We start from the raw sequence: 21931 nt of genomic DNA, 5'->3' as shown, positions 1-21931 counted from the left end.
AAATCCCTGCCCCTTGTGGGGAGGGGTTGGGGAGGGGAAAAGACAGAATGTCAAAAGTCCGGGAGGCCCCGATGGGCAAGACGATACGGTTGACGATGGCGCAGGCCGTCGCGCATTTCCTCAAAAAGCAGATGACTGTTGTCGACGGCAAGAAGGTGCCAATCTTCGGCGGCGTCTGGGCGATCTTCGGTCATGGCAACGTCGCCGGCATCGGCGAGGCACTCTACCAGGTGCGCGGCGAACTGACGACCTATCGCGCCCACAACGAGCAAGGCATGGCGCATGCCGCCATCGCCTATGCCAAGGCGAATTTCCGCAGCCGCTTCATGGCCTGCACGACGTCGATCGGCCCCGGCGCGCTGAACATGGTGACGGCTGCCGGCGTCGCGCATGTCAACCGTATTCCCGTTCTCTTCCTGCCGGGCGACGTCTTCGCCAACCGCGCGCCGGATCCGGTGCTGCAGCAGATTGAGGATTTCGGCGATGGCACGGTTTCGGCCAATGACGCCTTCCGCCCGGTTTCGCGCTATTTCGACCGCATCACCCGGCCTGAACAGATCATTTCGGCGCTGAAGCGCGCCATGCAGGTGCTGACCGATCCGCTGGATTGCGGCCCGGTGACCTTGTCGCTCTGCCAGGACGTCCAGGCTGAGGCCTATGATTATCCGGAAAGCCTGTTCGATGAAAAAGTCTGGGCGACCCGCCGGCCGCAGCCGGATGCGGACGAGCTGGCCAATGCCATCGCGCTGATCAAGGCGTCGCAGAAGCCGGTAATCGTTGCCGGCGGCGGTGTGCTTTATTCGCAGGCGACGAAGGAGCTTGCTGCTTTTGCCGAGGCTCACGCTATTCCGGTCGTCGTCACTCAGGCCGGCAAATCGTCGATCAACGAGACCCATCCGCTGGCGATCGGCTCGGTCGGCGTCACCGGCACGTCGGCGGCGAATGCGATTGCGGAGGAGACGGATCTCGTCATCGCCGTCGGCACGCGCTGCCAGGATTTCACCACCGGGTCCTGGGCGCTGTTCAAGAACGACAGCCTCAGGATGGTTGGGCTCAATATCGCCGCTTATGACGCGGTGAAGCATGACAGTCATCCGCTGGTCGCCGATGCCCGCGAAGGGCTGAAGGCGCTTTCATCAGGGCTTTCCGGCTGGAAGGCACCGGCGGCACTTGCCGAAAAGGCAACTGCGGAGAAGAAGGTCTGGATGGAGGCGGCCGCCAAGGCGATGGCGACGACCAATGCCGCCCTGCCCTCCGATGCGCAGGTGATCGGCGCAGTGGCGCGTTCGATCGGCGGCGACAATACGACGGTGCTTTGCGCCGCCGGTGGTCTTCCCGGCGAATTGCACAAGCTCTGGCCGGCGACGGCGCCGGGCAGCTATCACATGGAATATGGCTTTTCCTGCATGGGCTACGAGATTGCCGGCGGGCTCGGCGCCAAGATGGCGCATCCCGAACGCGATGTCGTCGTCATGGTTGGAGACGGTTCCTACATGATGATGAATTCCGAGATCGCCACCTCGGTCATGCTTGGCCTCAAGCTCAACATCGTCGTGCTCGACAATCGCGGCTATGGCTGCATCAACCGATTGCAGATGGGAACCGGGGGCGCCAACTTCAACAACCTGCTCAAGGACTCCTATCACGAGGTGATGCCGGAGATCGATTTCCGCGCACATGCCGAAAGCATGGGCGCCATCGCCGTCAAGGTCGCCTCTATCGCCGAACTCGAGCAGGCGATCGCCGACTCAAAGAAGAACGATCGCACCTCGGTCTTCCTCATCGACACCGATCCCTTGATCACCACCGAGGCCGGCGGCCACTGGTGGGATGTCGCGGTGCCGGAGGTCAGCCCGCGCGAAGAGGTCAACAAGGCGCGCAAGGGCTATGTCGAAGCGCGCGCTTCCCAGCGCATCGGCTGATTCGATTGCCATCATTTTCCGGAGGAGCGCCCACTCCTCCGCACTATTTTTAAGGAGACTATAGATGAAGGCCAAACTTGGCATGTCGCCCATCGCTTGGTGGAACGACGATCTTCCTGAACTCAGCGACGACGTGTCCCTCGAGGAATGCCTGCGGCAATCGCGCGGCGCCGGTTTCACCGGCATGGAACAGGGCCGCCGTTTCCCAAGCAATCCCGAGGAAATGCTGCCCATTCTGCGCGCCGCGGATGTGACGCTGTGCGGCGGCTGGTTCTCCGGCACACTGGTCAATGAGGAGCTTGCCGCCAACAAAGACCGCATCGCGCCGATGATCGAATTGTTCAAGGCGGTCAATGCGCCCTGCATCGTTTACGGCGAAGTCGGCCGCTCGATCCAGGGCGACCGCTCCAAACCGCTCGCGACCAAGCCGCGCCTTGCCGACGACGAGATGAAGGCCTATGCACGCCGCGTCACGGATTTCGGCGAATGGTGCGCCGAACAGGGCATGCCGCTCTCCTATCACCATCATATGGCAGCCGTTGTCGAAACCGAGCCGGAACTCGACGCCTTCATGCGTTCTTCGGGCGAAGGCATTCCGCTGCTGCTCGATGCCGGCCATCTCGCCTTTGCGGGCGGCGACGTGTTGCGCGCCATCGACCATCACCACGCCCGCATCAACCATGTTCACGTCAAGGATATCCGCAAGTCGGTCATCGACGGGCTGGACCGCAGCCGGCAGTCCTTCCTCGACGCAGTGGCGCTCGGCGCCTTCACCGTGCCGGGCGACGGCTCGCTCGATTTCGGCGCCATCGTCCAGCGGTTGGCCGACCACGGCTATGAAGGCTGGTTCGTCGTCGAAGCCGAGCAGGATCCGCGCAAGGCGCCGCCGCAGAAGATGGCCGAGATCGGCCATGCCGAATTGATGCGGGTGATGACGGCTGCCGGTTACACGGTGGAGACCGAAGGTTTCCCTAAGCGATAACGGAAAAGAAAACCCCTCACCAACCCCTCCCCACAAGGGGGAGGGACTTAACTTGAGGCACCGCCCCGCTCCAGACTGCGCCACTTGCAAAAGGAACGCCGCAAGAGGGCGAGACAGCGCCGCAGATTAAGTCCCTCCCCCTTGTGGGGAGGGGTTTGGGGCGGGGAGTTTTTAACGTACGAGGAGAACCACCAATGCCAAACCTCAAGGTGAAACCATCGGGCACGCATGGCCGCGTCACGCATGTCACCCCTGAGAATGCCGGCTGGACCTATGTCGGCTTCGATCTGCACCGGCTAAAGCCGGGCGAGACGGTTTCGGGAGAGACCGGCGACCGGGAAGTCTGCCTCGTCTGGGTCACCGGCAAGGGCAAGGCATCGGCCGGAACCAAGGATTTCGGCACGCTCGGCGGCCGCATGACCCCGTTCGAAGGCGCGCCGCATGCGCTTTACATCCCGATGGGATCGACATGGTCGGTGACGGCGGAGACCGATCTGGAACTCGCCGTCTGCTCGGCGCCCGGCGGCGGCACCTATCAGGCGAAAGAAATCCCGCCCGGCACGCATCCGCAGGTGACGCGCGGCAAGGGTACGAATGTGCGCTACGTCAACAATATCATGCCGGAGGACGACAGCTCGGCGCATTCGCTGCTCGTCGTCGAGGTGATCACGCCGGGTGGACACACCTCCTCCTATCCGCCGCACAAGCACGACCGGGACGATCTGCCGAACGAGAGCTTCCTGGAAGAGACCTATTACCATCGCCTCAACCCGCCGCAGGGCTTCGGTTTCCAACGCGTCTACACCGACGACCGCTCGCTCGACGAAGCGATGGCGATCGAGGACGGCGACGTGACGCTGGTGCCAAAGGGCTACCATCCTTGCGCGGCAACGCATGGCTACGATCTCTACTACCTCAACGTCATGGCCGGGCCGAAACGGATCTGGAAATTCCACAATGCCGTCGAGCACGAGTGGCTGATCAAGGCGTGAGGACTGCCTCAGATCGCTAAATAATCTGACAGCGCCGAGCCGCCGCTGATGGTTCACTGCCTCCATCCAACAAGGATGGAGGATCATCATGCATAGCTCGAATATTTCCATAGCAGGCCGCAACGTCCATTCCTCGCGTCACAGGCCCGGCCTGTTGCCTGCGGCAATCACGGCCGTCCGCTGGCTCGCACGCAAGATCGGCGAACGGCGCAACCGCAATGCGCTGATGGAACTTTCCGACGATCAGTTGAAGGATATCGGCCTTTCCAGGGGGCAGACGGAAAGCGACGTTCACGTCTATAGTCGCTACTGAACACAGGCAACAGTTGTGATACTGTGCCGCGGGTCGCCTCGTCGGCGGCCTGTCCGGCTGGGAATATAAGATGTCGCAGTTTTCAACAGCGCTGCTCCTGCAAACGAAGACCGTCGCCATTCGTGACATCGTCTGCGATGGCGGCTGCCGCCATAAGGGCGACGAGGAATGCGCTCACAAGACGAGCCTCGTCTATCCCTATCGCGGCGTCTTCATGCGGCATGTCGGCCGCAATGATACGGTGGCCGAGGCCAATCAGATGCTGTTCTTCAATGCCGACCAGGGTTATAGGATCAGCCATCCGATCGAAGGAGGCGACGCCTGCGTCGATCTCGCGATCGATGAGACCATGCTCGAAGAGCTCGCGCCGAAGGACCAGGTGCAGCGGGGTGCAGCCTTTTCATTCCGTCGCCAGCGCCGGCGGATCGATCCGCGCGCGCAGGCACTGGTCGCGCTTCTGCGTCATGGTCTCCGCCGCAACGTCGCCGAGACGCTGGAGGCGGAAACATTGGCGCTGACGCTGGTGCGCCGCTCGCTCGGCGAGCGCACATCGCATGCGGCGGGCGCCAGCGCCGGCCGGCAGAAACTCGTCGACCGGGCAAAGCTGGTGCTTTCCTCCGATCTCGCCCGGCGCTGGACACTTTCGGAAATCGCCGCCGAAGTCGGCGTCTCGCCTGTTTATCTCACCCAGGTCTTCCAGCAGGTCGAGGCGACGCCGCTTTACCGCTATCAGCTGCGGCTCAGGCTCGCCCGCGCACTCGATCTGCTCGGCCAGTATGAAGATCTGACGGCGCTTGGCCTCGATCTCGGTTTCTCAAGCCACAGCCATTTCAGCGCGTCCTTCAAGCAGTCCTTCGGGCAGACGCCAGCCGAATTCCAGCGCTCGGCGCGGTTGCGGCGCAAGTAAGTCCCACATCGATCGCTAAAGATTTCGACAGCGGCGATGCGGTCTTCGATGATCTTATGAGACTGTCCCGATCCGGGGACGATCAACCGGAGGATCATCCTATGAAGAAGACGACATGCGCTGCCTGCGACTGTGAACTCGGCGCAGAGACCATCACCGTCAAGCTCGGCGGCAAGACTGTCGAGGTTTGCTGCCAGGAATGCGCCGAGGCGCTGAACGAGGCGGAAGCCGCGACATCGGCCGCTTCGGCGGGCAAGGAATAGACGGGATCGGCCAATAGCCGCGCTCCCCGCGCGGCTATTACGACTCAGGCGGGCAGAAGTCCGTAGCGCCAGCCGCGGTGCCTGGCATTCTGCGACAGCACCAGGAAGGCAAGAATGGACATGCCTGCCTCGGCAAAGACCGGCACCATCCAGATCCCTTGCTCGCCGAAGACGAAGGGCAGCAGGAAGGTGAGCGGCAGGGTGAAGAGATAGGGCCGCGACAGTCCGAAAATCGCCGCGCGCGGTGCATCGCCGATGGACTGGAAATAGGAAGACAGGATCAGCATCTGCCCGAAGAGGAAATAGGCGCCGATCGTCCAGGGCAGAATTCGCCTGACCTCGGCGACAATGGCGGGGTCAGTGACGAAGATGGCGCCGAGACGGCCGGCCAGCAGTTCGACGGCGATCTCGACCAGGCTGCAATAGACGAGTGCCGAAAGCATGGCGATCTGCAGGCTGCGGCCGACACGAAGCCCGAGGCCAGCGCCGTGATTGTTGCCGGCAATCGTCTGCAGGGCGATGCTGAGACCAAGCAGCGGCAGATAGGTGAAGGTCATGATCCGGGTGATGATGCCGTAAGCGGCGACCGTCGCGACATGATCTGCCACGCTCCAGAGCGAGATATTGACGAGAATGGCGGCGGATGCCAGCGATATGCCGATGAAGCCGAGGCTCATCGGCGCGCCGAAGGCGACGATGCCGCGCCATTCGGCAAGCGCGAAACCTCGAGAAGGCCTGAGTGCCGCCGGCCGGCGCCAACGATAGGCGAGCACGGCGGCGAGACAGACGAATTGCGAGGCGATGGAGCCGGCGGCCGAACCGAGCACGCCCCAATGCATCACCGCCATGAATAGCCAGTTGGCGAGGATGTTGAGCAGCGAGGCTGACAGCGTCACCAGCGTCATGAAACCGATCTTGCCTTCGCAGCGCAATCCGTCGAGATGCAGCGACAGGAAGAAGCTCACCGGCGCAAAGGCTATCATCGCGCCCATGAACAGCATGGCACCCTCGGCCACCGCGGCCGTACCGGCACCGGCGTCGATGATCTGGCGGCCCAGGGTCCAGTAGAGCATGTTGAGGATGAGGGTGACGGCCAGCGCCAGCATATGGGCGCCGGCAAATACCCTGCCCGCGCCCCGGCGATCGCCGGCCCCGAGCCGGCGCGCGAGGATGCTCGCCATGCCGTTCGAAACGAGCGATTGCAGGGCGATCAGAAGCATCAGACCCGGGAAAATCAGGCTGACGGCGGAGAGCGCGTCAGGGCCGACATAGGCGCCGAGAAAATAGGCGTCGACGACGGTGAAGAGGCCGTTGAGCGTGGTGATCGCGACGATCGGCGCCGCCGTCCTGATGAAGACGCCCGGCAACCAGCCGGTGAGAAAGGCATTGCCCTGGGAAAGATCGGTCATGGAGAAATCCGTGCGGGATGGCGAGGTCCGATCCGGGTAGAAAACATCCGGATTCAGGCGGCCTCAAAGGGAATCAAAAGTGATTTAGAGATCAAGCACCAGATGCGGCACGCCGTTCGAGGTTTTCCTCGGCGAGACGCCGTCGGCGTCGACCTGTCCGGTCACACGCCGGCGAAAGGCTGAAAAGCTCTCGAAGGTCACGACATCCACCGCTTCGTCGAAATGGATGGTGATCCTGTGGAGATCGCCGCCCGGCAGGGCCGAGAGCGAGAGGATTTCGCCGGTGAACGGCTGATTGAGATAACGGCCGCGAATATGCGCGCCGACGAAGAGCGGCGTCTTCGCAGCCGCATTGGCCTTTGCCGCTAGCGCCGCCAGCGTATTCCAGTCACGCGCGCCGTGCTGGCGGGCAATCATTTCCAAGGCGGCACTGTGGGTCAGCGCGGTGCCGCGATCGTTCATCGCCTGGCGCAGGCGTTTGGCCTGGGCCTTCAATTCGTCAATGGCAGGATAGGTGGTCGTCATGGAGTGAGCCTTCGCAAGGCATGCTCTTCGACTGTAGATGGGAGCTCGCATTGCCGCCAGTCAGCATGCACAAGGGCCGTGACCATGATCGCGAGGACTTCACCATGGATTTTCATCCGCGAGCGGCCGGTGCCTCGAACCGGCCTTTGTATGCGCGAAGGCTGCCGACATGTCAAGAATGGCTGACATTGAGCTGGAGTGAGCAAATTTGGGGCAAATCTGCCCGAAATCGGTGCGATTTTCCCGCAAGTCCCCCATAAGCATTCAATCTTCACAATGTTCTTCAGCAATCGTCAGCATTCTTCAACTAATATCCTGTGGTAGAACAAGCGGAGGCTAAAAGGGCCTTTCAGATGCACCTCGACACAGACCACCCCAAGCCGGAACGTGCTTACAGGGAATTCAAGCTCGACAGGCCCGGCAATATCATTTTCGTCGGCCACCACCTCAGCACCGGAACGCAGGTGCGCTGCCTGATCCGCACGATCACCCTTGCCGGCGCACTGCTCGAAGTCAGCCCGAACCTGGAAATGCCGAGCCATTTCTTCCTCGAAATCCTCGGCATCCATGACGAGATCGGCGCGACCATGGTCAAGCGCGAAGGCGAATGGGTGACGGTCAGCTTCAACATGCTGCTCAATCCGGAATTCCTGCACCACGTGCTGCGGCTGAGCTTCGAAACCTGAGGCTTCGTCCAAGCTGCGCCTTGTGGCGGCGCCATCTCCTCGTCTCGCCTCTTCTCGAGGCCAGGTATGCCATGATCGGAACGATCCAGAGAAGTCCGCGCCATTCCGGTCCATCGAGCGGATCGGCCATGGGATCGCGGCGCATGCGGCGACTGCGGGATTCGACTTCCTCGAACAGAATGATCCAGTTGAGAAGCATTGCTTCATCCTCCATCTATTGCTGGAGCACTTGAGCTAGGCCTTCACGCCTCTCCGATGTAGAGGCGCTGGGGAAAGGGGGTTTTCATCCATGAAAGATGCGAACTGGGACGACCTGCAGCTGTTCTTCCATGTCGCGACCGGCGGCGGGCTTTCGGCGGCAGCCGCGCGCACCGGCCTCAGCGCGCCGACGATCGGCCGGCGCATGCTGGCGCTCGAACGGGTGACGGGCCGATCGTTGTTCAGCCGCGGCCCCACCGGTTATCTGCTGGCGAAAGATGGGCAGGAACTGCTCGACCGCGTGCGGCTGATGCAGGATGCGGCGCGGGCGATCTCCGACTGGCGCGGCGAGGTTCTGACGCTGCCGATCGTCTCGACGGCCGCCGACAGCTGGACCTCGCGCTTCATCGCCGACCATCTCGCCAGCGTCTGGACGCCGAAAGACAGCTTCCGCATGTGCTACAAGACCTGCGATACCGGCGTCGATTTCACCTATCGCCAGGCGCATATCGCCGTTGGCCACAGCCGGCCCGACAGCGGCAACGTCGCGATCCGCCGCTCGGTCAAGGTGGCGCATGCGGCTTACCAGGCAGCGGATTATGACGCGTCCAACTGCAACTGGATCTCGCTCGGCACCGATACCGCCGTCACGCCGGCGGATAAATGGACGTTTGAGCAGCCGGACTACTGGATCACCAGTTGGACAAACACGCCGCATATGCTGTTTCATCTGATCCGCGGCGGCGCCGGCCGCGGCGTGCTTCCCTGTTTCATCGGCGATCAGGACCGCAAGCTTGTCCGCGCCGGGCCGCTCATCGACGCGCTGACCTACGATATGTGGATCGTCGCGCATGACGACGAGAGGCAACGGCCGGAGGTCAGAATCGTCATCGACCGCCTGGCAGCGCTCTTTGCCGATCATGAAGCGCTGTTTGCCGGGCAGAGCCCGGCGATATAAAGCGAAAACGCGGGCCGTCAAACCCGCGTTTTCCCTATCGCTTTGTTTTGGATGTCTGGGAGATCGGCTTACCCTCAAGCAGCGAGATGCCGCTCGATCTCGTCCACCGGCATATTGGTATAATCTTTTGCCACCTCCGCGGTGATCGCGGCTTGCGTGTCGGCACGAAGCGCCGGCCGCAATGTACCGAGCGCCTTTGGCGGTGCAACGATAACGATGCGACGGGCGTTCTTCTTCTGCACCAGCTCATCGAGCTTTTCGGCCACCTGTTTCAAAAATCCGGCTTCGGCCTGGTCCTGCCAACTGGTCTCCTCAACAGCGCTGCCGCTCAAGCCGTCTGCGGCATGGGTCCGGCCTGGCTTATCGGCGCCCATCTCGCGATCCGGCGCGCTCGGCTGCGTCAGGGTTTCAAGCACCTTTAGGTTCATCAGTTGAGCGTCGCCAGCATTCTGCATGATCAGAGCCTTGGCTCCGTCGCAGACCACGACCCATGATTCCCAAGGGATTTTGACGTTGGTCATTTTCAACTCCTCGCTGTCGTCATTCGAAGCGCGCCGTGCTTCATCGATCAAGGCAGAACGCCCGGCCATTGAAAGAGTTCGCAAAAATTGCAGCAAAATCGATCGGACAGCGATCCGATCGGCCGTTGCCGCGTAGAAAGACAGGTTCGGAGATCAACGATGAAAACAGCATTGTTTGCTTATGCCGGCACCTTTCTCACCCTTCTCGTCTGCGACGGGATCTGGCTTGGACTGGTGGCGCGCAATTTTTATCGCGACCAGCTGGGAGCGCTGATGCTGCCCTCGCCCAATCTTGCCGTCGCCGCGCTGTTTTATCTGTTCTTTGCCGCCGCGGTGGTTGTGCTTGCCGTGCTGCCGGCATTATCAGCGGGCTCGATCGCCACGGCCCTTCTCCACGGTGCCATTCTGGGACTGGCGGCCTATGGCACTTACGACATCACCAATCTCGCAACGCTCCGCAACTGGCCGCTCACGATGAGCCTCATTGACATGGCCTGGGGCACGTTGCTGACGGGGGTGACTGCCGTCGGCGGATATCTCGCCGTCAGAATCCTTGGCTGAAAACGAGACCTCCGGTTGAAAGCCCGCGTCCCGATAATGAACATCGGGGCGTCCCGCTTGGGAACAAAGTTTGAACTCGTTAAAATTGTAATTTTATCCTTGACGAATGTGCAAAACATTCGTGTGACCTTGATCGTGATCAAGACCCCGCTTGATCGTGATCAAGACCGCTCGCTTGTGATCAAGACCCGCATGCTTGTGATGAAGACCCCAAATGCGTCCTGACTGACGGAGAATGTGAATGTCTATGCTCCGCGCCACACACCTTGCCACGGTCAAATCCGCTGTCTACGACCTGCGCTGGGAAGAGTTCAGCGTCAAGCGGCCAGCCCGTATCGTCGCCGTCCGTCCATGCCTCACCGGCGTCTCGATGCGAAGCGCCGAGATCATCGATATCTCCCAAGGCGGCGCCACGTTCATCGTGTCGACCACCGCCGGCCTGCCGAAACATTATTATCTCAACATTCTCGGCCTCGCCTACCGGATCGGCTGTGCCGAGGTCTACCGTCACAAGGAACGCATCGGGGTGCGGTTCATCAATATCATGGACCCCGAAGTTCTGCGCCGCGTCGTCCGCACCGATTTCCTTGTCGGCAACATGGAAGCAATCGCCGCCCGGCGGGCGCCGATCTTCCGCGCGTAAAACAGGCCGACAACAAGCTGGTTGCAGAAATAATGTTGCTTGCGTCGGTGGTGGCCGGGCCTATTGTTGCGCCGATCGTCAACATATCCGGGAAACTGCCTTCGCATGTCCGCCTTTTCGCGCTTCACGCCTCTTGCCAGCGCCCTGCCCTCCACTGTTCCCTTCGTCGGTCCCGAGGCGATCGAGCGCCAGCGCGGGTTTGCCGTTTCGGCTCGCATCGGCGCCAATGAGAATGGCTTCGGCCCCGCTCCTTCGGTGTTTGCAGCGATGCGCGAGGAGGCCGGCAATATCTGGAAATACAATGACCCGGAGAATTTCGCTCTCCGGCACGCGCTTGCAGACCATCTCGGCGTCCCCGCTGCCAATATCGCCATCGGCAGCGGCATCGACGAATTGCTCGGCCAGATCGTCCGGCTGGTGATCGAGCCCGGCGCGCCGGTCGTCACCTCGCTCGGCGCCTATCCGACCTTCAATTTCCACGTCGCCGGCTTCGGCGGCCGGCTTGTGACCGTTCCTTACGCCAACGACCGCGAGGATCTCGACGGCCTGCTCGATGCCGTCAAACGGGAGAACGCGCCGCTCGTCTATTTCGCCAATCCCGACAATCCGATGGGAAGCTGGTGGGATGCCGACAGGATCGTCGCCTTCGCCCGGGCGCTGCCCGAGACGACGCTGATGGTACTCGACGAGGCCTATAGCGAGACCGGGCCGGCAAGCGCGCTGCCGTCGATCGCCTCGCTGATCGAACTGCCGAACGTCGTTCGCACCCGCACCTTCTCCAAGGCCTACGGACTGGCCGGCTCACGCACCGGTTACGTGATTTCGACGGCCGGGACGGCGCAGGCTTTCGACAAGATCCGCAATCATTTCGGCATGAACCGGCTGGCGACGGCCGCAGCCCTTGCCGCTCTCAAGGACCAGGCCTATCTCGCCGAGGTAGTCGGGAAAATCCAGGCGGCGCGGGAGCGGATCGGCGGCATCGCCCGGGCAAACGGGTTTGAGCCCCTGCCCTCGGCTACGAATTTCGTGGCGATCGACGCCGGCCGCGATGGCGCCTATGCGCGGGCGATCGTCGACGGGCTGATGGAACGCGGCGTCTTCATCCGCATGCCCGGCGTGGCGCCACTCAATCGCTGCATTCGCGTCAGCGTCGGGCCGGAGGCGGATATGGCGCTGTTCGAAGACGCGCTGCCGCAGGTGCTGAAACAGATCGGCTGATAGAGCATGATGCCGAAAAGTGTCAGCGGTTTTCGGGCGACATCATGCTCTTACAGTTGATGTAAAACAGCAGAACCGCGGCCGGTGGAGGATCCGGCCGCGGTTCCGTTCTCCTGGCGTCGGGCCCATCGAAAGCGCCCTGCCGGCTCCCCTCTTTCCGAGGTTCTTATATCCATTCCCGCCGGGTCGGCAGGACAGGTTCAGTGGACCGTCATCCATTCGCGGGCGGCGCGCAGCGCCGCCACGATCTGCATCTTGTCCATGGCGGCGGCCACATCCGCACGAAGCTCGGCGGCGCGATCGTTGCCCTTGATTGCGGCGATGTTCAGCCATTTGTGGGCTGCGACCAGATCGACTTCGCAGCCGCGGCCGGTCGCATACATCAGACCCATTTCACAGAAGACATCGGCGCTGTTGTCGCCACCCATGGTGGCCGTTTCAGCATTGTGCATTTCAAAGCGTGCCATCGGTTTTATCCCTGTTAGCCTGTTTATGACTTACCCTGTTTTACCTCCGGGCCTTGCCGTCTATCGCGGCTTGCGGCCCTTGCGGTCCGGCGGGTTTGCCCCGCTCGTTTGATGGCTTCACTATGCCGAACGGCTTTCAAAAAACGCCTAAAATGCATGATTAATTCTAGACAAACAAAGTGCAAATGCTTGGTAAATTTGGGTTTTTGTTAAACATCAGATGCCTTGTAGCTTAAGGATTTTCGCTCGAATTTTACGAAAGATTCAGATCTGAAAATAAAGGGATCGTTCATCATGAAATCAGCAGCCGAAATTTTGAAAGGTCGCCGCATGAGTGTTTCTCGGCGCTTTTTCCGCCGCTAAAGCTTGTTGTTTTTATGCATGTCGTTATCCCGGGACCGCTGCACACTGCCGGGCGACATGCATTAGCCTGGAAAATGACCACGCATATTTACCTTTACGTTCGCGTCAGTTAATTTCGCGCCCGATCAGGGACATCATGGAGGAAAAGATGATCCGCAGCTTCGTTCTCGCCAGCGCCATCGCAATGATCTCGGGCATCGCCCATGCTGAAGAGCCGATCGTCGGCAGCTGGAAAACAGCCGCCGGCGACACGGCAGTGATCGTCTCCTGCGGCGGCAGTTATTGCGTGACGTTGAAGACCGGTAAATATGCCGGCCGGAAGATCGGCACGCTTGCGGGAACCGGCGGCAGCTATGCCGGGGAGATCACCGACCCGGCCGCCGACAAGACCTATAGCGGCTCGGGCAAGATTTCCGGCAATTCGCTGAGGATGCAGGGCTGCGTGATGAAAGTGCTCTGCAAGTCACAGACCTGGACGCGGCTCTGAGCGCATCAGGCAGTTCAACAACGATCATCAGACGCGGGAATGCCGATGCACCGGCATTCCCGCGGCCTTTCTGCCCCTTCGCCCGGACGCCGCGGGAAAGCCTAACGCGTGGGAGCGTGGCCCTGAAAAACCCTCTTCTCTCCCGATCCCGCCCCCAGCGTGCCCGGCAAGGTGAACGGTGGATGAACCGGTATCTCAGCACTCATTCAGCCGCCCCATGGCAAAACTGTTGTCACGATAGAGTTGCGTATCGGGGGGAACGGCGATGGACATGTATATCCTGGCAAAACGGTTCAGCATTATCACACTGTTTGCGGCGATCTTCGCTGTCACGTTTTCGGCGGTGGTGGTGCATAATGGCGGAGGTGGCGCACAGTCGCATTTCGGCGCGAGCTATACCTGCCTGGAACGAAACGGCACTTTCTGCGCGCCATCGGTGCACTGACGATATCCGACACCAAAGAGGATAAAATAATCAGATTCCGCCGGGGCGCGTCGTTTGCTTGTCAAAAACAAGTCTCTATAATGCGTCATGAACAAACGAATCTCCCCTTTGTCGCCGCTCGACATATCTTCGCCACCTCCTTTCCAGCCTCAGAGCTTTGATGATCCCGCCAAGGCGGTGGAAGCGCTGACGGCGCTTTACGAGCGCAATACAGCGTTCCTGATCAAGAGCTTCACCGAGCTTGCGCAAGGCGCTCCGATCTCCTCGCGCTACCGTGCTTTCTATCCCCAGGTCAGCATCGAGACGACAAGCTTCGGCCACGTCGATTCGCGCCTTTCCTACGGCCACGTCACGGCACCGGGCATCTATACGACGACGGTCACCCGGCCGAAGCTCTTCAAACATTACTTGAAGGAGCAGTTGGCGCTCCTGGTGAAGAGCCACAATGTTCCGGTCATCGTTTCGGAATCGACGACGCCGATCCCCTTGCACTTCGCCTTCGGCGAGGGTGCGCATGTGGAAGCATCGACCAACGCCTTCATCGACATTCCGATGCGCGATATTTTCGACACGCCGGATCTCAACACCACCGACGACGAGATCGCCAATGGCGAATATATCCCGCCGCCGGGAGAGCCCTCGCCGCTTGCGCCGTTCACCGCGCAACGCATCGACTATTCGCTCGCCCGTCTGTCGCATTATACCGCGACGCATGCCGAGCACTTCCAGAATTTCGTGCTGTTTACGAACTACCAGTTCTATATCGATGAATTCTGCAGCTGGGCGCGCAAGCTGATGGCGGAGGGCGGCGACGGCTACACCGCCTTCGTCGAGCCCGGCAACATCGTCACCCTGCCGGGCTCGAGCGCGCCGGAAACGGATGCGGCACTCGCCCGCCTGCCGCAGATGCCGGCCTACCATCTGAAGAAGAAGGGGCATGCCGGGATCACTATGATCAATATCGGCGTCGGCCCCTCCAACGCCAAGACGATCACCGACCACGTCGCGGTGCTGCGCCCGCATGCCTGGCTGATGCTCGGCCACTGCGCCGGTCTGCGCAACAGCCAGCGGCTGGGCGACTACGTGCTTGCCCATGCCTATATGCGCGAAGACCATGTGCTCGATGACGACCTGCCGGTCTGGGTGCCTATCCCGGCGCTCGCCGAAGTGCAGGTGGCGCTGGAGGCAGCCGTTGCCGAAATCACCGGCTACGAGGGCTTCGAGCTGAAACGCATCATGCGCACCGGCACCGTCGGCACCATCGACAACCGCAACTGGGAACTGCGCGACCAGCGCGGGCCGGTGAAGCGGCTCTCGCAGGCGCGCGCCATCGCGCTCGACATGGAGTCGGCGACGATCGCCGCCAACGGCTTCCGCTTCCGCGTGCCCTACGGCACGCTGCTCTGTGTCTCCGACAAGCCGCTGCACGGCGAATTGAAGCTGCCGGGCATGGCGACCGCCTTCTACCGCACGCAGGTCAACCAGCATCTGCAGATCGGCATCCGCGCCGTGCAGAAGCTCGCCGCCATGCCGACGGAAGCGCTGCATTCACGCAAACTGCGCAGCTTCTTCGAAACCGCCTTCCAATAGGCGGTTTCCTCACCGTCCCGCCACGACAGGTGCTGGGTGGTCCGCAAGCATCTGCGGTCTGCCGGCGGCGGCATTCAGCCCTGATATCAGCAGGGTGAAGGCGATGAAGGCGAAAGCGGTGCGCTGGAGAATCTTCAGACCGTCGCTTTCATCGAACTTAGGCTGACGCTTTTCATGGCGGCGTGCCCAGATCTGGCTTGCCAGCGCGATTTCAAGAATGCTCATTTCAGTTCTCCTCGACAGGTTTCGATGAAGCCTTGTCGAGTGCTGCCTTGCGATTTCGACACCTGACCGGCACAAAGATTTTTTTCCGCCGCTGTCGAAATGTACGGAGGTCGTTCGTCCAGGGGTATGGAACACGGCAAAGGAGGCTGCCTGCGATGAAATATCTCTGTCAGGTGTGGTTCGACGGCGCGATACTCGACGCCATGACGAAAGAAGAGAAGGCCGAGCTCGACGCGAATTCGCTGAACTACGACAAGGATCTCGCTGAAAGCGGGAATATGATCGTCGCCCAGGCGCTGCAGCCGCCGAAATCGGCGGTGACGGTCCGGGTGCGCAGCGGCGAAATGTCGGTCACGGACGGTCCCTTCGTCGAGACCAAGGAGGCGCTCGGCGGCTTCATCCTGATCGAGGCCAAGGACCTCAACGACGCGATCCGCATTGCCGCCGGCATCCCACTTGCCAGGCTCGGCTCGATCGAGGTGCGGCCCATTCACGAATTCGCAGCTCAATGAGGAGGTACCAATGAAGTTTTTATGCCAGATCTGGTTCGACACGGAAAAAAGCAAGCTGGTCCCTCAGAGCGAATGGGATGCGCTCACACAGGAATGCATCGCCAGCGACAATCGCTGGCGCGACAGCGGTCATCTGCAAGCGGCGTTCGCCTTGCATGAGCCGTCAATGGCGATCACGGTCCGTCTGCACAATGGCGAAGTCTCCGCGACCGATGGACCGTTTGCCGAGATCAAAGAGCATCTCGGCGGTTTTGTGTTGATCGAAGCCGAGAATATCGAGGAGGCGAAGACCATCGCCTCCAGTTTTCCCATCCTCAAATATTGCTCGATCGAAGTGCGCCCGGCCTATTCCATTCAGGATGGGAGATAGGCATGCGCTACATCTGCCTGATCTACAATTGCGCCGATACCGACGGCACGCTGACACCTGATGAAACCGATGACCTTATCAAAGCGCATTTCGCCTTCGACGAGGAACTGCGCCGCGACGGCATCATGATCCATGCCGATGCGCTAGAGATGCCCGACAAGGCGACCGTGCTGCGTGTGCGAAACAGTGCGCTGTCTGCGACCGACGGCCCTTATGTCGAGACGAAGGAACATCTGGCGGGCTTCTACGTCATCGAGGCGCCTGACATGGCGGCGGCAAAAGAAATTGCCGGGCGGATCCCCTCGGCGCGCTTCGGCGCGGTCGAACTGCGGCCCGTGCGGATGCTGACGCTGCCGGACTGAGGTGCCAGATTGGAAAACGTGATCGACGAGATCTACCGAACACAGTCGCGCCGGGTGCTGGCGACGCTGATCCGCCTGCTCGGCGATTTCGACCGGGCCGAGGAAGCGCTCCACGACGCCTTTGCCGCGGCCGCCAAGACATGGCCGGCGGACGGCATTCCCGGCAACCCCTTCGCCTGGCTGGTCTCGGCGGGCCGCTTCAAGGCAATCGACACGATCCGGCGGCGGGCGCGTTTCGATGCTTCGCAGCACCACATCGAGGACAGCCTCTACACGCCCGAGGCAACTTACATCAGCGACATGGAACCGATCGAGGACGACATGCTACGGCTGATTTTCACCTGCTGCCATCCCGCCATTCCTGCCGATGCGCAGATGGCAATGGCGCTTCGGGAAATCTGCGGACTGACCACCGAAGAAATCGCCCATGCCTTCCTCGTGCCGGCACCGACGATTGCCCAGCGGATCGTCCGCGCCAAAGGCAGGATTCGGGCTGAGAAGATCCCCTACGAGGTGCCGGGCCACGAGGCGCTGCCGCAGCGGCTCGAGCAGGTTCTGCACGTGATCTACCTTGTCTTCAACGAGGGCTATTCCGCTTCTTCGGGCGAAGACGTGGTCCGTGCCGACCTGACCGCAGAGGCAATCCGTCTGGCACGGCTGCTTCTGGCGCTGCTGCCGCATCCCGACGTCTCCGGCCTGCTGGCGCTGATGCTGCTGCAGGAGTCCCGCCGCACCGCCCGCAGCAGCGAGCGGGGGGCGCTGGTGCTGCTTGCCGATCAGGACCGCTCGCTCTGGGATCATGCGAAGATTGGGGAAGGCCTGGCGCTGCTTGCCGAAACAATGAGAGCGGGAGAGATCGGCAGCTATACGCTGCAGGCGGCGATCGCCGCCGAGCATGCCAGGGCACCGGTTGCGGAAGAGACCGACTGGCGGCGGATCGCCTTCTACTACGATCTGCTTCTGACGGCCCAGCCCTCCCCGATCGTCGAGCTCAACCGCGCCGTGGCGATCGCGATGGCGGAGGGGCCGGCGAAGGGGCTGGAACTGATCGACGCCATTCTGGAGCGCCGGGAACTGCAGACCTATCATCTCGCCCATTCGGCGCGCGCCGATTTCCTGCGCCGCCTTGGCCGGAGGCAGGAGGCGATCGCAGCCTATGAGAAAGCGCTGTCGCTCTGCCGGCAGGAGCCGGAGCAGGTCTTCTTAAGAAAGCGGATTTCAGAGCTTGCCGCGACGCCCGAGCGGCAGTGAGATCGCCGTGCCGGTGAGCGCCGAGACGATGATCAGCAGGTGGGCATTGACGCTGGCCTGGGCGAGCGCGGCCAGGGCCAGCCGCTCGCTCGAAGCCCCGAGAGCAATGGCGCCGGCGGTGATGCCGGCCGGATAGGTGCCGACGCCGCCCGGCGCATGGACCGGCAGCACGGAGGAAAGCTCGCCGCCGAGCGCGCCGCCGAAGCTTGCCGCCATCGGCAGCACGCCCATCAGGCCGAGCGCCCAGGCCAGCACCATGACCTTTACCAGCCAGTTGACGATGGTCATCGCCCAGGCGCGCGCAAAGGCGACGGCATCGAGCGGCAAACCGTTTTCGATCTCGGCGACGAATTTCCGCGCCTTTTCCGGCAGCAGCCTGGCAGCGAGGCGCAGCAGCGGCTTGCGGGCGGCAAAGGCTGCGACCGGCAGCAGCAGAAAGCCGGTCCAGAGCGACCAGGCAACGATCGGATCGGCGGAGGCGATGGCAAAACCGATGCCGGCGGCAGCGACAAGCGCGTGCAGGTCGAGCAGCCGCATGACGAGGAGTGCCGAAGTTGCACGCGTCAGCGGAATGCCGAACTCCGAGCGCATCAGCAGTGGAAAGCTGGTCTCGCCGGTGCGGAAGGGCAGCATGATGTTCAACAGGTTGTGGATCTGCGTGACGCGGAAGAGGACGGCGAACCGGCCGGCCGTCTCCTTCGGAAAGTAGTCATAGATGCGCCAGGTGCGCAGGAAATAGGTGCTCGTCAACAGCACCAGCGCGCCGATCACCGGGCCGGCGCCGACATCGGCCCACTGCCGGATAATGACGGGCCAACCCCAGAACCATTGGATGAAGAGGGCATAGGCTGCGACAATGACGACCGTCAGCACCGTCATGCGATTGCGCATAAACCAGGATTGCCGGCTTTCAACGATCGAACTCTTCATGTAGTAGGCATTCCTCGCTTGGCGTCGGCATCGGCCCCGTTCGCCAGGCCTTTTAGGAGAAATGACGGTTGCGCACAACGGCGGAGTTGATGGGCGATGGCGGCGAACACGCTTCCCCGCCGACGATCCGAGCGCTGACCGCTAAATCACTCGCCTTGCCGGCTTGACGTGGAGATCGATGTTGGAGCGGATTACCAGAAACATTCCGAGCGCAAGCCTTTTTCTGGCAGCCTATTTCCTGCTCAATATCGCGCTTCGCATCGCCTTGCCGCATACGCTCGATCTCGACGAGGCCGAGCAATCCTTCTATTCGCAATACCTGCTTGCAGGCTACGGCCCGCAACCGCCGTTCTACAACTGGATCCAATATGCCATCGTTTCGGTGACCGGCATATCGATGTGGGTGCTCTCGGTCCCGAAGAACATCATTCTCTTCGGCTGCTATGTATTCTATGGGCTTGCCGCCCGCGAGGTGCTGAAGAACCGTTCGCTCGCAGCCGTCGCCATGCTGAGCCTGATTACGCTGCCGCAGGTGGGTCTGATGGCGCAGCGCGAATTGACACATACCGTCGCGCTCTTGTTTGCGACCTCGCTCTTCCTCTTCGGTTTTTTCCGTACACTGCGCCAGCCGACGATTACAAGCTTCCTGGTCATCGGCATCGCCACCGGCATCGGGCTGATCTCGAAATATAATTTCGCCATCCTGCCGGCCTCAGCGCTCATCGCCGTGCTGCCGGACCGTGAGTGGCGCAGCCGCCTCATCGACTGGCGCTTGCTGCCGGCGATCGTCGTCGCCATCCTGATCGTGCTGCCGCATGCGCTCTGGCTGCCCGACAATCTCCTCAGCGCCTCTGCGCCGACACTGGAGCGGATGACCGCCGAACATGTGGCGCCTGCAGGCATCCCCCGTATCGGACAAGGACTATTATCTCTCCTCATCGCCGTGCTCGGCTTCGTCGCATTGCCGATCGTTCTGCTTGCCGCCGCCTTTCGGCGGGATTTCTTTCGCGCGCTGTCCTCGTCCAGCCCGATGATCCGGGTGATCGAGCGGATGATGCTCGTCAGCCTGCTCGCTTTCGTCGGCGTGATCCTCGTCGCCGGCGCAAGCGATATTCACGAGCGCTGGCTCGACCCCTGCCTGCTCGTCCTGCCGATCTATCTGTTCCTGAAACTGAAAACCGCAGATGTCGATCTTTCCGCCGGCCTTGCGCGCTTCCGCCCCGTCGTACCGGTGTTCATGGTGATCATCCTGTCGATCCTTCTCTTCCGGATCATCGGCATTCAATACATCGGCACCTATACGAGAACGAACGTCCCCTTCGCCGGCTACGTCGCCGAACTGACCGCGACCCGCAAGCCGGTTCTCATCGTGGCTGGAACCAAGTTCGTCGCCGGCAATATGAAGCTTCAACTACCCGATGTTCCGGTGGTGATACCGTTCTTCCCGGGTTCCGGGGTTCCCGAATATGCGACGGCGAAGGGGCCGGTGCTGGTTATCTGGCGCGGCGAGACCGCAGATGACCCGACAATTTCCCCCGGCTTTGCCAACGATCTGGTGAGATCGGGCATTCATCTGCAGGAGTTGAACACGCTGACGCTGCCCTATCTCTTCGGTGACGGCAAACGCAGTTTCTCCATCGGTTATTCCTGGGTGGAGGGGGGCGCGAAATAGCGTTCCCACAGGTCGGCCGATTGCGGGGAAACCGGCATTGTCCGCTGGCAACCGGCGGACACTTCATGTACTAGCCTTCCGCAAGCGCGGCGGCGGCAGTAAAGATTGCCTGGCCGTCCGGCCTTTTGGAGATGAAAGTTGCAGACAACCGTAGAGCCCATGCGCGGTACGACTGATCCGGTACAATCGCTCGAGCTGTCGCTGGTCGTGCCCATTTTCAACGAAGAGGAAAGCGTCGGTCCGCTCGTCGAGCGCGTCGTGGCTGCGATGGCCGGCTATCCCCATCACTGGGAGTTGATCCTCATCGACGACGGCAGCACGGATGCGACGCTCGTCAACGCCCGCAAATTCGTCGGACGCGAAGGGCTGGCGCTCAGGATCGTCGAGCTGCAGCGCAATTTCGGCCAGACCGCCGCCATGCAGGCCGGTATCGACACCGCCCAGGGCCGCCTGATCGCAACGATGGACGGCGACCTGCAGAACGATCCGAAGGACATTCCTTCGATGGTCGCCGAATTGGAACGGCGTGAACTCGACCTCCTGGTGGGATGGCGCAAGAACCGCAAGGACGGTCTGTTCCTGCGTAAGATCCCATCCTGGTGCGCCAACTACCTGATCGGCCGCATCACCGGCGTCAAGCTGCACGATTACGGCTGCAGCCTGAAGATCTATCGTGCCTCGATCATCAAGCAGGTGAAGCTGATGGGCGAAATGCACCGCTTCATCCCGGCCTGGGTGGCGGGCGTCGTCCCGAGCTCGCGCATCGGAGAGATGGCCGTCACCCACCATGCCCGCGAGCACGGCGTTTCGAAATACGGTATCTCGCGCACCTTCCGCGTCATCCTCGACCTGTTGTCGGTGATGTTCTTCATGCGCTACAAGGCCCGGCCCGGGCATTTCTTCGGCTCGCTGGGACTTGGCCTCGGCGCGGTCGCCATGCTGATCCTCCTCTATCTCGGCTTCGACAAGTTCATCATGGGCAACGATATCGGCACGCGCCCGATGCTGATGGTCGGCGTCGTGCTGCTGCTGTCGTCGGTGCAGATGATCACAACCGGCATCCTGGCGGAGATGATCGCGCGCACTTACTACCGCGACGATGCCTCGCCGAACTATATCGTGCGGCAGATCTTCGACGATCGAAGCCAAGCCTAAGCCG

The 21931-nt window shown here is 61.6% G+C and carries 27 protein-coding genes; 20 read left to right on the top strand and 7 right to left on the bottom strand.

Annotation, left to right across the window (positions count from 1 at the left end):
• Positions 1-71 precede the first annotated feature (71 nt).
• The 6 genes from iolD (at position 72) to K6N12_RS06985 (ending at position 5379) form a co-directional block, all read left to right on the top strand.
• Positions 72-1922, top strand: a complete 1851-nt coding sequence (gene iolD, locus K6N12_RS07010; protein ID WP_097629508.1) for a 3D-(3,5/4)-trihydroxycyclohexane-1,2-dione acylhydrolase (decyclizing) — start codon at positions 72-74, stop codon at positions 1920-1922.
• A 64-nt stretch (positions 1923-1986) separates the two neighbouring features.
• The gene (gene iolE, locus K6N12_RS07005) at positions 1987-2904 is read left to right on the top strand and encodes a myo-inosose-2 dehydratase (protein WP_097629507.1); all 918 of its coding nucleotides are present in this window, start codon (positions 1987-1989) and stop codon (positions 2902-2904) included.
• 194 nt (positions 2905-3098) lie between these two features.
• On the top strand, positions 3099-3896 hold the full coding sequence (iolB, locus tag K6N12_RS07000; protein WP_097629506.1) for a 5-deoxy-glucuronate isomerase: 798 nt from the start codon (positions 3099-3101) through the stop codon (positions 3894-3896).
• Between the two features lie 88 nt (positions 3897-3984).
• On the top strand, positions 3985-4209 hold the full coding sequence (locus K6N12_RS06995; RefSeq protein WP_097629505.1) for a DUF1127 domain-containing protein: 225 nt from the start codon (positions 3985-3987) through the stop codon (positions 4207-4209).
• A gap of 70 nt (positions 4210-4279) precedes the next feature.
• On the top strand, positions 4280-5116 hold the full coding sequence (locus K6N12_RS06990; RefSeq protein ID WP_097629504.1) for a helix-turn-helix domain-containing protein: 837 nt from the start codon (positions 4280-4282) through the stop codon (positions 5114-5116).
• Between the two features lie 101 nt (positions 5117-5217).
• Positions 5218-5379, top strand: coding sequence for a hypothetical protein (locus K6N12_RS06985; protein ID WP_003587616.1), 162 nt, complete (start codon positions 5218-5220; stop codon positions 5377-5379).
• A gap of 44 nt (positions 5380-5423) precedes the next feature.
• Here the strand turns inward: K6N12_RS06985 and K6N12_RS06980 are convergent, their stop codons facing one another.
• Positions 5424-6788, bottom strand: coding sequence for an MATE family efflux transporter (locus tag K6N12_RS06980; protein ID WP_097629503.1), 1365 nt, complete (start codon positions 6786-6788; stop codon positions 5424-5426).
• An 84-nt stretch (positions 6789-6872) separates the two neighbouring features.
• A complete protein-coding gene (locus K6N12_RS06975; RefSeq protein WP_097629502.1) occupies positions 6873-7313 on the bottom strand; it encodes a glyoxalase superfamily protein in 441 nt (146 codons plus the stop codon).
• A gap of 353 nt (positions 7314-7666) precedes the next feature.
• On the opposite strand from K6N12_RS06975, the gene K6N12_RS06970 reads away from it, so the two are divergent.
• On the top strand, positions 7667-7999 hold the full coding sequence (locus K6N12_RS06970) for a hypothetical protein (protein WP_003587619.1): 333 nt from the start codon (positions 7667-7669) through the stop codon (positions 7997-7999).
• On the opposite strand, the gene K6N12_RS34030 is transcribed toward K6N12_RS06970, so the two are convergent.
• On the bottom strand, positions 7950-8198 hold the full coding sequence (locus K6N12_RS34030) for a hypothetical protein (protein WP_097629515.1): 249 nt from the start codon (positions 8196-8198) through the stop codon (positions 7950-7952). The genes K6N12_RS06970 and K6N12_RS34030 overlap by 50 nt on opposite strands.
• A 90-nt stretch (positions 8199-8288) precedes the next feature.
• On the opposite strand from K6N12_RS34030, the gene K6N12_RS06965 reads away from it, so the two are divergent.
• Positions 8289-9155 carry a LysR family transcriptional regulator gene (locus tag K6N12_RS06965; protein WP_097629501.1) on the top strand — a complete coding sequence of 289 codons (867 nt, stop codon included), beginning with the start codon at positions 8289-8291 and terminating at the stop codon, positions 9153-9155.
• 74 nt (positions 9156-9229) lie between these two features.
• On the opposite strand, the gene K6N12_RS06960 is transcribed toward K6N12_RS06965, so the two are convergent.
• Positions 9230-9676, bottom strand: a complete 447-nt coding sequence (locus K6N12_RS06960; RefSeq protein WP_097629514.1) for a baeRF12 domain-containing protein — start codon at positions 9674-9676, stop codon at positions 9230-9232.
• Positions 9677-9835: 159 nt separating this feature from the next.
• Here K6N12_RS06960 and K6N12_RS06955 point away from each other — a divergent pair, with 159 nt between their 5' ends.
• From K6N12_RS06955 to K6N12_RS06945, 3 genes are all read left to right on the top strand, one after another.
• Positions 9836-10237, top strand: a complete 402-nt coding sequence (locus tag K6N12_RS06955; protein WP_097629500.1) for a DUF2177 family protein — start codon at positions 9836-9838, stop codon at positions 10235-10237.
• Positions 10238-10478: 241 nt separating this feature from the next.
• Positions 10479-10880, top strand: a complete 402-nt coding sequence (locus K6N12_RS06950; protein ID WP_003569234.1) for a pilus protein PilZ — start codon at positions 10479-10481, stop codon at positions 10878-10880.
• Between the two features lie 105 nt (positions 10881-10985).
• Positions 10986-12098, top strand: coding sequence for a pyridoxal phosphate-dependent aminotransferase (locus tag K6N12_RS06945; protein WP_097629498.1), 1113 nt, complete (start codon positions 10986-10988; stop codon positions 12096-12098).
• A 200-nt stretch (positions 12099-12298) separates the two neighbouring features.
• Here the strand turns inward: K6N12_RS06945 and K6N12_RS06940 are convergent, their stop codons facing one another.
• On the bottom strand, positions 12299-12565 hold the full coding sequence (locus tag K6N12_RS06940; RefSeq protein ID WP_003569238.1) for an SEL1-like repeat protein: 267 nt from the start codon (positions 12563-12565) through the stop codon (positions 12299-12301).
• Between the two features lie 511 nt (positions 12566-13076).
• Between K6N12_RS06940 and K6N12_RS06935 the strand changes: the two genes are divergently transcribed.
• The 3 genes from K6N12_RS06935 (at position 13077) to K6N12_RS06925 (ending at position 15450) form a co-directional block, all read left to right on the top strand.
• Entirely contained in the window at positions 13077-13415 is a 339-nt protein-coding gene (locus K6N12_RS06935; protein WP_097629497.1) for a DUF2147 domain-containing protein, read from the top strand.
• Positions 13416-13680: 265 nt separating this feature from the next.
• Positions 13681-13860: a hypothetical protein gene (locus K6N12_RS06930; RefSeq protein WP_003587629.1), complete on the top strand. Its 180-nt coding sequence runs from the start codon at positions 13681-13683 to the stop codon at positions 13858-13860.
• Positions 13861-13947: 87 nt separating this feature from the next.
• The gene (locus tag K6N12_RS06925; protein ID WP_097629496.1) at positions 13948-15450 is read left to right on the top strand and encodes an AMP nucleosidase; all 1503 of its coding nucleotides are present in this window, start codon (positions 13948-13950) and stop codon (positions 15448-15450) included.
• A gap of 9 nt (positions 15451-15459) precedes the next feature.
• Here K6N12_RS06925 and K6N12_RS06920 read toward each other — a convergent pair whose 3' ends face one another.
• On the bottom strand, positions 15460-15675 hold the full coding sequence (locus K6N12_RS06920) for a hypothetical protein (protein ID WP_097629495.1): 216 nt from the start codon (positions 15673-15675) through the stop codon (positions 15460-15462).
• Between the two features lie 155 nt (positions 15676-15830).
• Between K6N12_RS06920 and K6N12_RS06915 the strand changes: the two genes are divergently transcribed.
• The 4 genes from K6N12_RS06915 to K6N12_RS06900 are packed head-to-tail and all read left to right on the top strand — an operon-like array spanning position 15831 to position 18170.
• On the top strand, positions 15831-16187 hold the full coding sequence (locus tag K6N12_RS06915; RefSeq protein ID WP_097629494.1) for a YciI family protein: 357 nt from the start codon (positions 15831-15833) through the stop codon (positions 16185-16187).
• A 10-nt stretch (positions 16188-16197) separates the two neighbouring features.
• The gene (locus K6N12_RS06910; RefSeq protein ID WP_097629493.1) at positions 16198-16557 is read left to right on the top strand and encodes a YciI family protein; all 360 of its coding nucleotides are present in this window, start codon (positions 16198-16200) and stop codon (positions 16555-16557) included.
• 2 nt (positions 16558-16559) lie between these two features.
• Positions 16560-16919: a YciI family protein gene (locus K6N12_RS06905; protein ID WP_097629492.1), complete on the top strand. Its 360-nt coding sequence runs from the start codon at positions 16560-16562 to the stop codon at positions 16917-16919.
• Positions 16920-16928: 9 nt separating this feature from the next.
• A complete protein-coding gene (locus K6N12_RS06900) occupies positions 16929-18170 on the top strand; it encodes an RNA polymerase sigma factor (RefSeq protein WP_097629491.1) in 1242 nt (413 codons plus the stop codon).
• Here the strand turns inward: K6N12_RS06900 and K6N12_RS06895 are convergent.
• Positions 18138-19100 (bottom strand): lysylphosphatidylglycerol synthase domain-containing protein, encoded by a 963-nt coding sequence (locus K6N12_RS06895; RefSeq protein WP_097629490.1) that lies wholly within the window; start codon positions 19098-19100, stop codon positions 18138-18140. The genes K6N12_RS06900 and K6N12_RS06895 overlap by 33 nt on opposite strands.
• Positions 19101-19278: 178 nt before the next feature.
• Between K6N12_RS06895 and K6N12_RS06890 the strand changes: the two genes are divergently transcribed.
• Positions 19279-20772, top strand: a complete 1494-nt coding sequence (locus K6N12_RS06890) for an ArnT family glycosyltransferase (protein WP_097629489.1) — start codon at positions 19279-19281, stop codon at positions 20770-20772.
• 138 nt (positions 20773-20910) lie between these two features.
• Positions 20911-21927 (top strand): glycosyltransferase family 2 protein, encoded by a 1017-nt coding sequence (locus tag K6N12_RS06885; RefSeq protein WP_097629488.1) that lies wholly within the window; start codon positions 20911-20913, stop codon positions 21925-21927.
• The last annotated feature ends 4 nt before the right edge of the window (positions 21928-21931 follow it).

Origin of the sequence: Rhizobium redzepovicii (assembly GCF_019793435.1) — a bacterium.
Taxonomy (GTDB): Bacteria; Pseudomonadota; Alphaproteobacteria; order Rhizobiales; family Rhizobiaceae; genus Rhizobium; species Rhizobium redzepovicii.
Note: the sequence above shows the minus strand (reverse complement) of the source record. Positions and strands in the feature narration are given on the sequence as shown.

Bases quoted from the DNA above. Each gene is read 5' to 3' on its own strand.
- iolD (WP_097629508.1), top strand. From the start codon at position 72: ATGGGCAAGACGATACGGTTGACGATGGCGCAGGCCGTCGCGCATTTC.
- iolE (WP_097629507.1), top strand. From the start codon at position 1,987: ATGAAGGCCAAACTTGGCATGTCGCCCATCGCTTGGTGGAACGACGAT.
- iolB (WP_097629506.1), top strand. From the start codon at position 3,099: ATGCCAAACCTCAAGGTGAAACCATCGGGCACGCATGGCCGCGTCACG.
- K6N12_RS06995 (WP_097629505.1), top strand. From the start codon at position 3,985: ATGCATAGCTCGAATATTTCCATAGCAGGCCGCAACGTCCATTCCTCG.
- K6N12_RS06990 (WP_097629504.1), top strand. From the start codon at position 4,280: ATGTCGCAGTTTTCAACAGCGCTGCTCCTGCAAACGAAGACCGTCGCC.
- K6N12_RS06985 (WP_003587616.1), top strand. From the start codon at position 5,218: ATGAAGAAGACGACATGCGCTGCCTGCGACTGTGAACTCGGCGCAGAG.
- K6N12_RS06980 (WP_097629503.1), bottom strand. From the start codon at position 6,788: ATGACCGATCTTTCCCAGGGCAATGCCTTTCTCACCGGCTGGTTGCCG.
- K6N12_RS06975 (WP_097629502.1), bottom strand. From the start codon at position 7,313: ATGACGACCACCTATCCTGCCATTGACGAATTGAAGGCCCAGGCCAAA.
- K6N12_RS06970 (WP_003587619.1), top strand. From the start codon at position 7,667: ATGCACCTCGACACAGACCACCCCAAGCCGGAACGTGCTTACAGGGAA.
- K6N12_RS34030 (WP_097629515.1), bottom strand. From the start codon at position 8,198: ATGCTTCTCAACTGGATCATTCTGTTCGAGGAAGTCGAATCCCGCAGT.
- K6N12_RS06965 (WP_097629501.1), top strand. From the start codon at position 8,289: ATGAAAGATGCGAACTGGGACGACCTGCAGCTGTTCTTCCATGTCGCG.
- K6N12_RS06960 (WP_097629514.1), bottom strand. From the start codon at position 9,676: ATGACCAACGTCAAAATCCCTTGGGAATCATGGGTCGTGGTCTGCGAC.
- K6N12_RS06955 (WP_097629500.1), top strand. From the start codon at position 9,836: ATGAAAACAGCATTGTTTGCTTATGCCGGCACCTTTCTCACCCTTCTC.
- K6N12_RS06950 (WP_003569234.1), top strand. From the start codon at position 10,479: ATGTCTATGCTCCGCGCCACACACCTTGCCACGGTCAAATCCGCTGTC.
- K6N12_RS06945 (WP_097629498.1), top strand. From the start codon at position 10,986: ATGTCCGCCTTTTCGCGCTTCACGCCTCTTGCCAGCGCCCTGCCCTCC.
- K6N12_RS06940 (WP_003569238.1), bottom strand. From the start codon at position 12,565: ATGGCACGCTTTGAAATGCACAATGCTGAAACGGCCACCATGGGTGGC.
- K6N12_RS06935 (WP_097629497.1), top strand. From the start codon at position 13,077: ATGATCCGCAGCTTCGTTCTCGCCAGCGCCATCGCAATGATCTCGGGC.
- K6N12_RS06930 (WP_003587629.1), top strand. From the start codon at position 13,681: ATGGACATGTATATCCTGGCAAAACGGTTCAGCATTATCACACTGTTT.
- K6N12_RS06925 (WP_097629496.1), top strand. From the start codon at position 13,948: ATGAACAAACGAATCTCCCCTTTGTCGCCGCTCGACATATCTTCGCCA.
- K6N12_RS06920 (WP_097629495.1), bottom strand. From the start codon at position 15,675: ATGAGCATTCTTGAAATCGCGCTGGCAAGCCAGATCTGGGCACGCCGC.
- K6N12_RS06915 (WP_097629494.1), top strand. From the start codon at position 15,831: ATGAAATATCTCTGTCAGGTGTGGTTCGACGGCGCGATACTCGACGCC.
- K6N12_RS06910 (WP_097629493.1), top strand. From the start codon at position 16,198: ATGAAGTTTTTATGCCAGATCTGGTTCGACACGGAAAAAAGCAAGCTG.
- K6N12_RS06905 (WP_097629492.1), top strand. From the start codon at position 16,560: ATGCGCTACATCTGCCTGATCTACAATTGCGCCGATACCGACGGCACG.
- K6N12_RS06895 (WP_097629490.1), bottom strand. From the start codon at position 19,100: ATGAAGAGTTCGATCGTTGAAAGCCGGCAATCCTGGTTTATGCGCAAT.
- K6N12_RS06890 (WP_097629489.1), top strand. From the start codon at position 19,279: ATGTTGGAGCGGATTACCAGAAACATTCCGAGCGCAAGCCTTTTTCTG.